A 13,109-nucleotide genomic window follows, 5' to 3' on the forward strand; every position below is an offset into this window, starting at 1 on the left:
ATGACCACCGATCGCCACCTGCTGCTCGTGCACGCGCACCCCGACGACGAGTCCATCAACAGCGGCGCCACCATGGCGCGCTACGTCGACGAAGGGGTCGGTGTCACGCTCGTGACCTGCACGGCCGGGGAGATGGGCGAGGTGCTCGTCCCCGAGCTGGGCCACCTGGCCTACGACGAGGAGGGCGGGCTGGGGGAGCACCGGCGCGAGGAGCTCGTCGAGGCGATGAAGGTCCTCGGCGTCAGCGACCACCGCTTCCTGGGCGGCTTCGGCCGCTTCCACGACTCCGGCATGGCCTGGCACGAGGAGGGCCACGCCATCCCGGCCGAGACCATCCCCGACAACGCCTTCTGGAACGCCGACCTCAACGAGGCCGCCGACGAGCTGGTGAAGGTGATCCGCGAGGTCCGCCCGCAGGTGCTGGTCACCTACGACCAGTTCGGGGGCTACGGCCACCCCGACCACATCCAGGCCCACCGCGTCGCGATGTACGCCGCCCAGCTCGCCGCCGCGCCGTCGTACAAGCTCGAGCTCGGCGTCCCGCACGACGTCGCGAAGATCTACTGGACCGCGATGAGCGAGTCGCGGATGCGCGAGAGCCTGCGCCAGCTGCGCGAGTCCGGCGACACCGAGACGTTCAAGGGCATGGAGCCCGACGGCAAGCTGCCGCCGTTCGTCACGCCGGACGAGCTGATCAGCGCCCGCGTCGACGGCACGGCCACGGTCCAGCGCAAGATGGAGGCCCTCGCCAAGCACGCGACCCAGGTGGAGCAGGACGGGCACTTCTTCTCCGGCGCGGAGAGCGGTCACTCCTTCTGGTCGGACGAGTACTACCGGCTGGTGAAGGGCGCCGAGGGCCCGAAGGACGCCGACGGCTTCGAGCCGGACCTCTTCGCCGGTCTGTGAGGGCGCTCGCCGCGCTCGCGGCGGTGGTCGCCGGGGTGCTCTCCGGAGCGGCCGGCACCGTGCTCCACCAGACCTGGTGGGGGCTCGCGCTGGGGCTCGGCACGGCGCTCGTGGTGCTGGCCTGCCTGCCGCCGGGCGGCGTACGCCTGGCCTTCGCGCTGGGGTGGTGCCTGCCGGGGCTGCGGGGCGTGCTGGCCAAGCCGGCGGGCGGCTTCCTCGTCGGCGCGGACGCCATGGGCTGGTCGTTCGTGGCGGGGTCGCTGGTGCTGCTGGTGGCCGCCCTCGCGACCGTGCGGTCCGGCACTCCTCGGCGCGGCGGGACCGTCCCGGGGAGCGTCGGCGATCCGGGCGAACGAGGTCCGTCCTCCTAGACTCGCCGCGTGCCGAAGAACCAGCGCAGTGACGGGCCGGCTCGCGAGAAGGCGGGCGGCAAGGTCGTCGCGTGGCTGCTGCTCGGCCTCGTGGGGGTCTTCGGCGGGCTCTACGTCGCGGCCCACTACGTCGCCGGCGACAAGGTCCCGCGGGGTACGACGGTCTCCGGCGTGCGCATCGGCGGGCACTCGCAGGGCGAGGCGGCCGAGGTGCTCCGGGCCGGGCTGGCCGACAAGGTCGCGCGCGACATCGAGACCACCGTCGAGGGCCAGCAGGTCGCGATCGACCCGGCCGAGGCCGGGCTGGGCGTCGACTACGACGCCTCCGTCGCCGAGGCCGGCGGCGAGGAGAGCTGGGACCCGGTCCGGCTCTGGAACTACTTCACCGGCGGCGACGACACCGAGGCCGAGGTGACGGTCGACGAGCCCACCTACAACGCCTACCTGGCGCGGCTCGACGAGCAGTACGGCGCGACCGCGCGCGACGGCGCGATCGCCTTCGACGGCGAGCGCATCGAGAAGACCGAGCCGCAGACCGGCGCGGCACTCGACCCCGCCGACACCCTCACCGCGCTGGAGTCGGCGTTCCTCGCCGACACGCCCGACGAGGTGGCGCTCGAGATGGCGACCGTGCAGCCCGCCATCGACGCCTCCGACGTCCAGGAGGCGCTCGACGGCTTCGCCTCGCCAGCCGTCGCCGCGCCGGTGACGCTCGGCTTCGAGGGATCGACGGTCAAGGTCTTCCCCGCCGACTACACCGCCGCGCTCAGCCTGGTCCCGACCGACGGCGAGCTGGTGCCGACGCTGGACCCGGAGAAGCTGACCGAGGTCGTCGGCGCCAAGATCACGACGGGCGCCCCGGTCGACGCCACGGTCACCCTCGTCGACGGCAGGCCGCAGGTCGTCCCGGCCAAGCCCGGGGTGACCTTCGACGAGGCGCAGCTCGAGGCGGCCTTCCTCGACACCGTGGCCAAGCCGCAGGGCGAGCGCACCATCACCCTCGAGTCCAAGGTCGCCCAGCCCGACTTCACGACCAAGGAAGCGCGGGCGCTGAAGGTCCGCGAGCGGGTGTCGACGTTCACGACGTACTTCCCCTACGCCGAGTACCGCAACATCAACATCGGCCGTGCCGCCGAGATCATCGACGGCACCCTCCTCAAGCCCGGCGAGACGTTCTCCCTCAACGACACCGTGGGGGAGCGCACGGTCGAGAACGGCTTCACCAAGGGGTACGTCATCAGCGACGGCATCCTCATCCAGGACCTCGGCGGCGGCGTCTCGCAGATGGCGACCACGCTGTTCAACGCGATGTTCTTCGCCGGCCTCGAGGACGTCGAGCACAAGCCGCACTCGTTCTACATCGACCGCTACCCGATCGGCCGGGAGGCGACCGTCGCGTGGGGTGCGGTGGACCTCCGCTTCCGCAACGACACCCCCTACGGCGTGCTCATCAAGACCAGCGTGACCCCGTCGACCCCCTCGTCCTCGGGCGTGGTGACCGCGTCGATGTACTCCACCAAGTACTGGGACATCACCACCACCACCAGCGAGCGCTACAACTTCACGAAGCACAAGACCCGCCGCATCGACTCGCTCACCTGCCACCCCAACGAGGGCTTCGGCGGCTTCGACATCGACGTCACGCGCTACTTCGAGCCGGTCAACGGCAACACCGAGACCCGCGACGACGAGGTCTTCCACACGACGTACACGCCCAGCGACACCGTCATCTGCACCAACCCCGACGCCGTCGACGAGTGAATTTGCGCCTCCGCAGGTCGAGCAGCGAGCGCCCTCTCGCCCCGCCGGTTGAGCAGCGAGCCCCAGCGAGCGTGTCGAAACCAAGGCCATGACCTCGGTTTCGACACGGGCGCGGGGCGCCCTGCTCAACCAGCGGTCACGGGGAGAGGCGGTGGAGGTCGCGCGGGAAGAGGGTGACCTCGCGGACGTTCGCCGCCTCGACGAGGCGGCCCACCCAGCGCTCGAGCCCGATGGCGAAGCCGCCGTGCGGCGGCATCCCGTGCCGGAAGGCCTGGAGGTACGCCGCGTGGTCGGCCGGCTCCTCGCCGCGCGCCCGGAGCGCCTCGTCGTACGCCGTCGCGGTGTGCAGGCGCTGCCCGCCGGTGACCAGCTCGAGCCCCCGGAACAGCAGGTCGAACGAGTTGCTGTGCTCGGTGGTTGAGGTGCGAGCCGAACCCCCGGTGGTTGAGGTGCGAGCGGAGCGAGCCTCGAAACCACTCCCCGTCCACGGGTGCGTGTAGAACGGCCGCTTGGCCATCGGGTAGCCCTCGACGGCGAGGAAGTCGCTGCCGTGCTCGGCGAGCGCCCACGCGCCGAGCGCGCGCTCGTGCTCGGGGGCCAGGTCCGGCTCGTCGGCCGGTGCGCCGACGAGGGCGAGCGCGTCGGCGAAGTGGATGACCGGGACCTCCTCGGGCACGACGGGGAGCCGCGCCCCGGTGCGGGCGACCGCGTCCTCGCACGCCGCCACCGCCGCCACCATCCCGGCCAGCACCTCCCGGAGCACGGCGAGCACGTCGCGGTGGTCGCGGACGAAGCCGAGCTCGACGTCGAGCGAGCGGTACTCCGCGAGGTGGCGCACCGTGTCGTGCGGCTCGGCGCGGAAGACCGGCCCGACCTCGTAGACGCGCTCGAAGACCCCGACCAGCTGCTGCTTGTAGAACTGGGGGCTCTGCGCGAGGTAGGCCGGGCGGCCGAAGTAGTCGATCGCGAAGACGTTGGCGCCGGACTCCGTCGCCGACTCCACCAGCTTGGGGGTCGTCACCTCGGTGAAGCCGAGGCCGTCGAGGGTGGTCCGGAAGCCCCGCAGCGACGCGGCCGCCAGCTCCCACCGCGCCCGCTGGGCCGGGTGGCGCCACAGCACGGGCGCGTGGTCGAGCAGCGTCGGCAGGCTCGCGTCCAAGGTCGGGCGCCACAGCTCGACGGGCGGCGTCGCCGCCGGCTCGGTGAGCAGGTCGACGACCGCCTCGGTCACCTCCACCCCGCCCGGCGCCTGGGCGTTGGCGGTCGCGGTGCCGGTGACCCGGACGACCGTCTCCTCGGGAGGCACGACGGTGCCGGCCGGCAGCACGACCTGCGCCAGGCCGCTGCGGTCGCGCAGCACGAGGAAGGTGACGCGCGCGAGCTCCCGGCGCCGGTGGACCCAGCCCTCGAGCGTGACGGTCGAGCCGGGCTCGGCGGCGGCCAGGGACGAGCAGAGCGTGCGGGCGGTCGGTGGCGTTCTCATGGTGTCCTCCAGGTGGATGAGGCCCTGGAGGTGTGGGCGGGGGCTAGGTCGCGGTGCCACCACACCTTCGCCGGGCTGGCTCGCTCGAGGTGCCCGGCCTCTCGTCGGTGACGTCGTACGCACGGTCGCCGCTGCTCTGCCGGTGTGCAGGGGGTGTGTCAGGCCCCGCGGTCGTCGGGGGAATGGTGCGACGCCCGACCGCTGCCGGGCAACCCGATTAGCCGACGAGGTACCGATTGGTGTGGTGCGTGACGAAGCCGTGCCGCTGGTAGAGCGCGATCGCCCCGGCGTTCACCGTCTCGACGTGCAGCATCGCCGTGGTCGCGCCGCAGGAGGCGCCCCAGTCGAGCACCTCCGCGAGCGCGGCGGTCGCCAGCCCGCGTCGGCGCCGGGCGGGGTCCACCGCCAGGCCCTCCACGAGCAGCCAGTCTCCGGAGAGCACCCCGCGACAGGTTGCCGCGCCGCCGTCCAGCGTGACGGTCACGTCGGCGGGGGAGCCGGCCAGCTCGGAGGGCACCTCGGGTGCGGAGCGTCGTACGGACCGGAGCGCGCGTGCCACCGACGCGAGCTGGGCGTGCGCGTCGCCGTCGCCCGTCGACGAGAAGCCCAGGGGAGCGAGGGTCCGCTCGACGTGCGACCCGCGCTGCACCTGGACGTACGCCGGCTGCTCCCGCGCGGCGTAGAACTCACGCACCCGCCAGGCGGCGTCGGCCCAGCCGATGCCCGGCTCGTCCATCGCCAGGGCCGAGTTGCCGCGCCGCCGCAGGCGTCCGCCGTGGGGAGGGGAGGCGCGCAGCAGCCAGTCGCCGAGCGGCTCGGTCTCGACCGAGGTCCACAGCGCCCCGACGTGCACCTCGACCTCGCGGGGCGAGACCCGCGCCCGCACCGACGCGCGCGGGGGGACGGGCTTGCCGGTGACCACGTCGGCGAGGGCGACGACGACCGGTCCGTGGCCCTCGCGGTCGATGGTCAGGGTGTCCGCGCCCCACTCCGTGCAGGTGCCGAGGACGTCGGTCGCGCGGCCGTCCGGGAGCAGGTGGCGGACCACCACGCGCTGGCCGACGACGTGCGGGCCGAGCATGTGGCTGCCCACCCCCGTCTCGTCGGTGTGGGGTTCTGACGGATCGGGCACCCACGGATACTAGAGTGAGTGGTCACGTTCCCCATCCGTGCCCATCCCGTGTTCAGGAGGACCTGGTGACCTACGTCATCGCCCAGCCGTGCGTCGACCTCAAGGACCGCGCGTGCGTCGACGAGTGCCCCGTCGACTGCATCTACGAGGGCAAGCGGATGCTCTACATCCACCCCGACGAGTGCGTCGACTGCGGCGCCTGCGAGCCGGTCTGCCCGGTCGAGGCGATCTTCTACGAGGACGACACCCCGGAGGAGTGGAAGGGCTACTACGACGCCAACGTCCACTTCTTCGACGACCTCGGCTCGCCCGGTGGCGCGGCCAAGATGGGCGTCATCGACAAGGACCACGAGCTCGTCGCCGCACTGCCCCCGCAGGAGCACGACGAGTGACGTCGCAGCCGGTCTCCGGCCGGCTCCCGGACTTCCCCTGGGACAAGCTCACGACGTACGCCGCGACGGCGCGCGCCCACGCCGACGGGGTCTGTGACCTCTCGGTCGGCACGCCCGTCGACCCCACGCCCGCAGTCGTCCGGGAGGCCCTGCGGGCCGCCGCCGACTCGCCCGGCTACCCGACCACCATCGGGCTCGAGGCGACCCGGCAGGCGGCGATCGACTGGCTCGCCCGCCGCCACAACGTGACCGGCCTCGGACTCGACGGGGTGCTCCCGGTGATCGGCTCGAAGGAGCTGATCGGCTCGATGGCGGTGCACCTCGGCATCGGCGCCGGCGACCTCATCGGCTACCCCGCCCTCGCCTACCCGACCTACGAGGTGGGCGCCGCGCTGGCCGGCGCGGAGAGCCTGGCGACCGACTCGCTCACCGCGTTCGGCCCGCGCACCCCCAGGCTGCTGTGGCTCAACAGCCCGGCCAACCCGAGCGGTCGCGTGCTGCCGCTCGACCACCTGCGCAAGGTCGTCGACTGGTGCCGCGAGCGCGGCACGATCCTCGTCTCCGACGAGTGCTACATCGAGTGCGCCTGGGAGGGCGAGCGGCCGCTGTCGATCCTCGACCCGCAGGTCAACGGCGGCTCCCACGACGGCGTCCTCGCCGTCCACTCGCTGTCCAAGCGCTCCAACCTCGCCGGCTACCGCTGCGCCTTCGTCGCCGGCGACCCGGCCCTCGTGGGCGAGCTGCTCGCCGTGCGCAAGAACCTCGGCCTCCAGATGCCCGGCCCCCAGCAGCGCGCGATGGTCGCCGCCCTCGACGACGACGCGCACGCGAGCGAGCAGCACGCCCGCTACGCCGCGCGCCGCGCGAAGCTGAAGGAGGCCCTCCTCCGGGCCGGGTTCACCATCGACCACTCGGAGGCCTCGCTGTACCTCTGGGCCACCCGCGGCGAGCACTGCTGGACGACCGTCGCGGACCTCGCAGACCTCGGCATCCTGGTCGCGCCCGGGGAGTTCTACGGCGCCGCCGGCCGCGAGCACGTCCGGGTCGCCTTCACCGCCACCGACGAGCGCATCGACGCCGCGGTCGCCCGCCTCGCCGGCTGACGTACACCCGAGCGTCGGGGTTGTCAGGCTCTTCCTGAACATGTCGGCCCGTGCACGGCCTGACATGTTCAGTGATCCCCGGTCAGCCGGGGATCACTGGGAGGGAACCGACCCCCGCCGGCGCGCGATCCGCAGGGGAGGGGTTGACAGACGCGTGTGATCGGGGTCACGGTTGTAACCGGTTTCAGTAACCGGTTACAGACCTCGGGAGGTCCGCATGGCGTCGACGATCCGCGACGTGGCGAGGCAGGCCGGCGTCTCCATCGCCACCGTCTCGCGGGCGATGCGCGACCCGTCGATCGTCAGCGAGCAGACGTTGCGCCGGGTGCAGGCGGCCGCCGACGAGCTCGACTACACGCCCTCCCACCTCGGCCGCCAGCTCGCCGAGCGCCGCCACGCCGCCAACGGCATCGTCTTCCCCGACCTCTCCGGTCCCTACTACGCGGAGGTCGTCCTCGGCTACGAGGGCGTCGCGGCCGAGCTCGGCCGAGCGGTCCTGATCCTCGCCACCCACGGCCGACCGGCCGCCCCCGAGATGATCATCCGCCTCGCCGGGCGCTGCGACGGCCTCGTGGTGCTGGCCGGCCACACCGTCCCCGACGAGGTGCTCGTCGGGCTGGCCGAGCGCGGCGTGCCGTTGGTGATCGCGGCACGACCCGCCGTGCCCGGCGTCGACTCGGTCCGCGCCGAGAACCGGGCGACCGCCGAGGCGCTCGCCGCCCACCTCGTCGCGTCGGGGGCCCGCTCGATCACCTTCCTCGGCGACCCGGAGGGCGCGCCCGACGTCGCCGAGCGCCTCGCCGGGATCATCGCGGGCGCCGACGCCGCCGGGCTCGAGGTCCGGGTCCTCCCCGTCCCGAGCATGGACGAGCAGGGCGGTGCGCGGGCGGGGGAGGACCTCTGCCAGCGTCCGGACCGCCTGCCCGACGCCATCGCCTGCGCCAACGACGAGCTCGCGCTCGGGCTGATGACCTCCCTGCGCGCCCGCGGGGTCGTCGCACCGCGCGACGTGCTGGTGACCGGGTGGGACGACATCATGGCCGCCCGCTACGCCGAGCTGACGACCGTGCGCCAGCCCCTCCACGACCTCGGCGCCACGGCGGCGCGCTTCCTCGACGACCTCATCGAGGGACGTCGGGCCGAGCCGCGCCACGAGGTGCTCCCCACCGAGCTGATCGTCCGATCCAGCAGTTCCCCCGCGAAAGGTGAAGATCAATGACCAGTTTCCGCAGCACGGCCCGTGCCGGCGCGGCCCTCGGGCTGGCATCCCTGGCCCTGGTGGCGTGCGGCCGCGACTCCGGTGGCGACGGCCCCGTCGAGCAGGGCGAGGCCGTCGGGGACGGCCCGGCCACCGGCACCATCGAGGTCTGGGCGATGGGCACCGAGGGCGAGGTCCTCGGCGACTTCGCCACGGCCTTCACCGAGGACAACCCCGACGCGGAGGTCGAGGTCACCGCGGTCCCCTGGGAGAGCGCGCACGAGAAGATCGCCAACGCGATCGCCGCGGGCGAGACCCCCGACGTGACCCTGGTCGGCACGACCTGGATGGGTGAGTTCGCCGAGGCCGGCGGCCTCGACCCGCTGCCCGAGGACCTCGTCTCCTCCTCCGACTTCTTCGAGGGTGCGTGGGGCAGCACCGAGGTCGGCGGCACGTCGTACGGCGTCCCCTGGTACGTCGAGACGCGCGTGCTCTACTACCGCAAGGACCTCGCCGAGAAGGCCGGCTGGGACCAGCCGCCGGCCACGTGGGACGAGCTCAAGCAGTTCGCGCTCGACCTGCAGGACAAGGGCGGCGCCGAGTACGGCATCCAGCTGCCTGCCGGCGGCACCGGCTCGTGGCAGACGATGCTGCCCTTCGCCTGGTCCAACGGGGCCGGCGTGACCAACGACGACGGCACCGAGTACACCCTCGACAGCCCGGAGATGACCGAGGCGCTGGAGTACTACAAGGGCTACTTCGACGAGGGCATCTCCCCGACCCGCCTGCTCGACGCCGGTGAGCTCGAGAGCGGCTTCGCCGACGGCACCTACGGCTCCTTCATCTCCGGCCCCTGGCACACCGGCCTGGTCGAGGACCAGGGCGTCGACGAGGACCAGTACGCCGTCGCGGTGCTGCCCGGCAAGGACAGCGCCCCCGGCACGTCGTTCGTCGGCGGCGGCGACCTCGCGGTCTTCGCGGACTCCGACAACAAGGAGAGTGCCTGGAAGCTCGTGCAGTGGCTCGCCGACCCGGAGACCCAGCAGGACTTCTACGACGAGATGGGCGACCTGCCGGCCGTCTCCTCCGCCTGGGACTCCGGCGAGCTCGCCGAGGACCCGCAGCTGAGCGTCTTCGGCGACCAGCTCGACAACGCCCTCGCCCCGCCGGCCGTGCCGACGTGGGAGGAGGTCGCCACCGTCATCGACAGCGAGGTCGAGAAGGCGACCAAGGGCGACACGTCCGTGGAGGACGCGGTGGCCGAGATGCAGCGCCAGGCTGCCCAGATCGGCACCGGACTGTGACATGAGCGCCCCCACCAGCGCCCCTCCGGTGCCCGGGCCGCCCCGGGCACCGGAGCGGGGCACGCCCTCGCGCCACGTCGACCCGACGCGTCGGCAGCAGGCCGTGGCCGCGTGGGTGCTCGCGCTGCCGTTCGTGGTGCTGTTCGTGGTGTTCAGCCTGGGGCCCGTGCTCGCGAGCCTGGGGATGAGCTTCACCGACATGCGGCGCACCGACATCCGCGACCCGTTCGCGGTCGACCCCGTCGGCCTCGACAACTACGTCGCGCTGGTGCAGGACCCGCTCTTCCGCAAGGTCACCCTCAACACCCTGCTCTACCTGCTGCTCGGCGTGCCCCTGACCATGGCGGTCGCGCTGGCCGTCGCCGTCGGCATCAACCGCATCGAGCGGTTCCGCGGCTTCTTCCGCGTCGGCTACTACCTGCCCGTCGTCACCAGCATCGTCGCGGTGTCGGTGGTGTGGAAGTACCTCTACCGCGACAACGGCGGCCTGTTCAACACTGTCCTCGGCTGGGTCGGCATCGACGGCCCCGGCTGGCTCGACAGCACCACGCTCTCCCTGCCGTCGCTGGTCCTGATGGCGGTGTGGCGCAACTTCGGCACGCTGATGGTCATCTTCCTGGCCGGCCTGCAGACCATCCCGCAGGAGGTCGCCGAGGCGGCCGAGGTCGACGGCGCGAGCGGGTGGTCGCGCTTCCGGCACGTGACGCTGCCGATGCTGCGCCCGACCCTGCTCTTCGGCGCGGTGATCACCGGCCTGGGCTACCTCCAGTTCTTCGAGGAGGCGTTCGTGATGACCAAGGGCGGCCCGCTCGACGCGACGCGCTCGATCACCTACTTCACCTACGACCAGTTCGGCTTCGGCAACTACGGGTACGCCGCCGCCGCGAGCTACCTGCTGTTCCTCGCGGTCGTGCTCCTCACCTGGGTGCAGTTCCGCTGGCTCGGCGAGAGGGAGGCGGCGCGATGAGCGTGGTCGCGAAGACCCCGGCTCCGGCCGCGCCGCCCGCCTCGCGCGAGGGCGGGGAGTGGCGTCGTACGCCGCGGTGGATGTACGCCGTGCTCGGCGGCGGGCTGCTGCTGGTCGTGCTGCCCTTCGTGTGGATGCTCGTCTCGAGCATCAAGCCCGAGGCCGAGGTCCGGGCCGTGCCGCCCACCTGGTGGCCGGAGACGCTGACCCTCGACAACTACGACACCCTGTTCACCAAGCTCGACTTCCCGACGTACTTCCTGAACTCGGCGATCGTCGCGCTCGCGGTCACCGCCGGCAACATGGTGTTCTGCTCGATGCTCGGCTACGCGCTCGCCAAGCTCGACTTCCCCGGCAAGCGCGCGTTGTTCGCGATCGTGCTCGGCACGCTGATGATCCCGGGCGTCGTGACGTTCGTGCCGCTCTTCGTGCTGACCACGAACCTCGGGCTCTCCAACACCCTGCTCGGCATGATCCTGCCGTTCCTGGCCGGCCCGTTCGGGGTCTTCCTGATGCGGCAGTACATCCAGTCGCTGCCCGACGAGCTGATCCAGGCCGCCCGCATCGACGGCGCCGGCGAGCTGCGCATCTTCTTCTCCGTGATCCTGCCGCTGTGCGGACCCGCGCTGGCGACGCTCGGGATCCTGACGTTCCTCACCTCGTGGAACAACTTCTTGTGGCCGCTCGTCGTGGCCCAGACCGAGGACAAGTACACGCTCCCCGTCGCGCTCGCCCTCTACTCCGTGGGCCAGAACGCCACCCAGTACGGGCTCCTGCTCGCCGGCTCCGTGGTCGTCGTGCTGCCCGTGCTCGCCATCTTCCTGGTCCTGCAGCGCCACATCATGCAGGGCATCGCCATGACCGGAATCAAGTAACCCAACCGCCCTCTCGGGCCTGGAGGCACCCCCATGAGAGTCCGCTCACCCCTGGCCGCGGCGGCCACCGCCGTCGCCGCGACCGCCCTGCTGGCGGTCCCGACCACGACCCCGGCGATCGCGCAGGACCGCACGCCTGGCACCTCGACCCGCGCCGTCCTCGAGGGCTACCTCGCCGACAGCTGGGACTCGATGGCCGCGATGACCGACGAGACCACCGGCCTGCCCGCCGACAACATCGGCGGCGACCTCGACGCCGCCACCCGCAGCGGCTACACCTCGCCGACGAACATCGGCGCCTACCTGTGGAGCACCGTCGTCGCGCGCGACACCCGCCTGATCTCGCGCCGGGAGGCCACGGAGCGCGCGCGCACCACCCTGCGCTCCGTCGCCGGGCTGGAGAAGCACGAGCCGTCGGGGATGTTCTACAACTGGTACGACCCCGCCACGGGCGCGAAGCTCACCACGTGGCCGGAGAACGGCGACCCGGTCCACCCCTTCGCCTCCAGCGTCGACAACGCGTGGCTCGCGACCGGGCTCCTCGTCACCGAGCGCGCGATCCCGCAGCTGGCCCGCCAGGCCCGGGCGATCCGAGCCCGGATGGACTTCGGCTACTACTACAACCCGGCCGAGGGCGTCCGGAAGGACCCGGCCGACACCACCACCCCGGTCGGTGGGCAGATCCGCGGCGGCTTCTGGGTCGACCCGCCGCCCGGGTGCTCGGTCGCCGGCAACTACCGCGGCGGCGAGGACGTGTACTACACCTGCCACCACTACGGCGCGTTCAACACCGAGCCGCGGATGGCGTCCTACCTCGGCATCGCCGCGGGCCAGATCCCGCAACGCCACTACTTCGGCACCATGCGGACCTTCCCGCCCACCTGCGACTGGTCGTGGACCGAGACGAAGCCGACCGGCGTCTGGCGCCGCTACCAAGGTGTCGACGTCTTCGAGGGCACGCTGCCCTACCGGGGGACCAAGGTCGTCCCGACGTGGGGCGGCAGCATGTTCGAGGCGCTGATGGTGCCGTTGTTCGTGCCCGAGGAGCGCTGGGGTCCCCGGTCGTGGGGCGTGAACCACCCGCTCTACGTGCAGGGCCAGGTCGAGCACGGCCTCGAGGAGGCCGGCTACGGCTACTGGGGCTTCTCTCCCTCCAACGACCCGGCCGGCGGCTACCGCGAGTACGGCGTCGACCCGCTCGGCATGGACGGTCCCGGCTACACCTCCGACCAGGAGCGGACCGACTGGGACCAGCCCTACGAGGGCTGCCCGGACCGCGCCGGCGAGCCCGCCCCGACGACGTACGGCGACGGGGTGGTGACGCCGCACGCGTCCTTCCTCGCGCTGCGCTACGCACCGCGTGAGGCGCTGGCCAACCTGGCCAACCTGCGGGAGGACTTCGATGCCTACGGCCACGGTGGCTTCTACGACGCCGTGGCGGTGCGCAGCGGCACGGTGTCGCGCGAGTACCTCGCGCTCGACCAGGGCATGGTCGTCGCCGCCCTCGGCAACGCCCTGACCCGGGACTCGCTGCGCGACTACGTCAGCCGCGGCGCCATGGAGTGGAAGCTGCGCCCCCTCATGCACGAAGAGGTCTTCACCTCGGAAGGACGATGA

At 72.3% G+C, this 13,109-nt stretch carries 12 protein-coding genes; 10 read left to right on the top strand and 2 right to left on the bottom strand.

Annotated elements, in window-relative coordinates:
* The 3 genes from mshB to Q9S36_RS29055 are packed head-to-tail and all read left to right on the top strand — an operon-like array spanning window position 1 to window position 3,038.
* Entirely contained in the window at window positions 1-906 is a 906-nt protein-coding gene (gene mshB, locus Q9S36_RS29045; RefSeq protein WP_311288307.1) for an N-acetyl-1-D-myo-inositol-2-amino-2-deoxy-alpha-D-glucopyranoside deacetylase, read from the top strand.
* Window positions 903-1,277, top strand: a complete 375-nt coding sequence (locus Q9S36_RS29050; RefSeq protein WP_311288308.1) for a hypothetical protein — start codon at window positions 903-905, stop codon at window positions 1,275-1,277. The genes mshB and Q9S36_RS29050 overlap by 4 nt, the downstream gene beginning before the upstream one ends.
* A 9-nt stretch (window positions 1,278-1,286) precedes the next feature.
* Complete coding sequence (locus Q9S36_RS29055) at window positions 1,287-3,038, top strand: VanW family protein (protein WP_311288309.1); 1,752 nt, start codon at window positions 1,287-1,289, stop codon at window positions 3,036-3,038.
* A 136-nt stretch (window positions 3,039-3,174) separates the two neighbouring features.
* Here Q9S36_RS29055 and aspS read toward each other — a convergent pair whose 3' ends face one another.
* Both aspS and Q9S36_RS29065 read right to left on the bottom strand, forming a co-directional pair.
* On the bottom strand, window positions 3,175-4,521 hold the full coding sequence (gene aspS, locus Q9S36_RS29060) for an aspartate--tRNA(Asn) ligase (RefSeq protein ID WP_311288310.1): 1,347 nt from the start codon (window positions 4,519-4,521) through the stop codon (window positions 3,175-3,177).
* Window positions 4,522-4,738: 217 nt separating this feature from the next.
* On the bottom strand, window positions 4,739-5,653 hold the full coding sequence (locus Q9S36_RS29065; protein ID WP_311288311.1) for a GNAT family N-acetyltransferase: 915 nt from the start codon (window positions 5,651-5,653) through the stop codon (window positions 4,739-4,741).
* Window positions 5,654-5,718: 65 nt separating this feature from the next.
* On the opposite strand from Q9S36_RS29065, the gene fdxA reads away from it, so the two are divergent.
* The 7 genes from fdxA (at window position 5,719) to Q9S36_RS29100 (ending at window position 13,109) form a co-directional block, all read left to right on the top strand.
* Window positions 5,719-6,045 carry a ferredoxin gene (gene fdxA, locus Q9S36_RS29070; RefSeq protein ID WP_056604759.1) on the top strand — a complete coding sequence of 109 codons (327 nt, stop codon included), beginning with the start codon at window positions 5,719-5,721 and terminating at the stop codon, window positions 6,043-6,045.
* Entirely contained in the window at window positions 6,042-7,148 is a 1,107-nt protein-coding gene (gene dapC / locus Q9S36_RS29075; RefSeq protein ID WP_311288313.1) for a succinyldiaminopimelate transaminase, read from the top strand. Before fdxA ends, dapC begins: the two co-directional genes overlap by 4 nt.
* A gap of 217 nt (window positions 7,149-7,365) precedes the next feature.
* Entirely contained in the window at window positions 7,366-8,367 is a 1,002-nt protein-coding gene (locus Q9S36_RS29080) for a LacI family DNA-binding transcriptional regulator (RefSeq protein ID WP_311288314.1), read from the top strand.
* A complete protein-coding gene (locus Q9S36_RS29085) occupies window positions 8,364-9,650 on the top strand; it encodes a sugar ABC transporter substrate-binding protein (RefSeq protein WP_311288315.1) in 1,287 nt (428 codons plus the stop codon). The genes Q9S36_RS29080 and Q9S36_RS29085 overlap by 4 nt, the downstream gene beginning before the upstream one ends.
* A gap of 1 nt (window position 9,651) precedes the next feature.
* Window positions 9,652-10,617 carry a sugar ABC transporter permease gene (locus Q9S36_RS29090; RefSeq protein ID WP_311288316.1) on the top strand — a complete coding sequence of 322 codons (966 nt, stop codon included), beginning with the start codon at window positions 9,652-9,654 and terminating at the stop codon, window positions 10,615-10,617.
* Window positions 10,614-11,492 (top strand): carbohydrate ABC transporter permease, encoded by an 879-nt coding sequence (locus Q9S36_RS29095; protein WP_396653861.1) that lies wholly within the window; start codon window positions 10,614-10,616, stop codon window positions 11,490-11,492. Before Q9S36_RS29090 ends, Q9S36_RS29095 begins: the two co-directional genes overlap by 4 nt.
* A 33-nt stretch (window positions 11,493-11,525) precedes the next feature.
* Complete coding sequence (locus tag Q9S36_RS29100) at window positions 11,526-13,109, top strand: glucoamylase family protein (RefSeq protein ID WP_311288317.1); 1,584 nt, start codon at window positions 11,526-11,528, stop codon at window positions 13,107-13,109.

Source organism: Microbacterium sp. ARD31, from assembly GCF_031844425.1.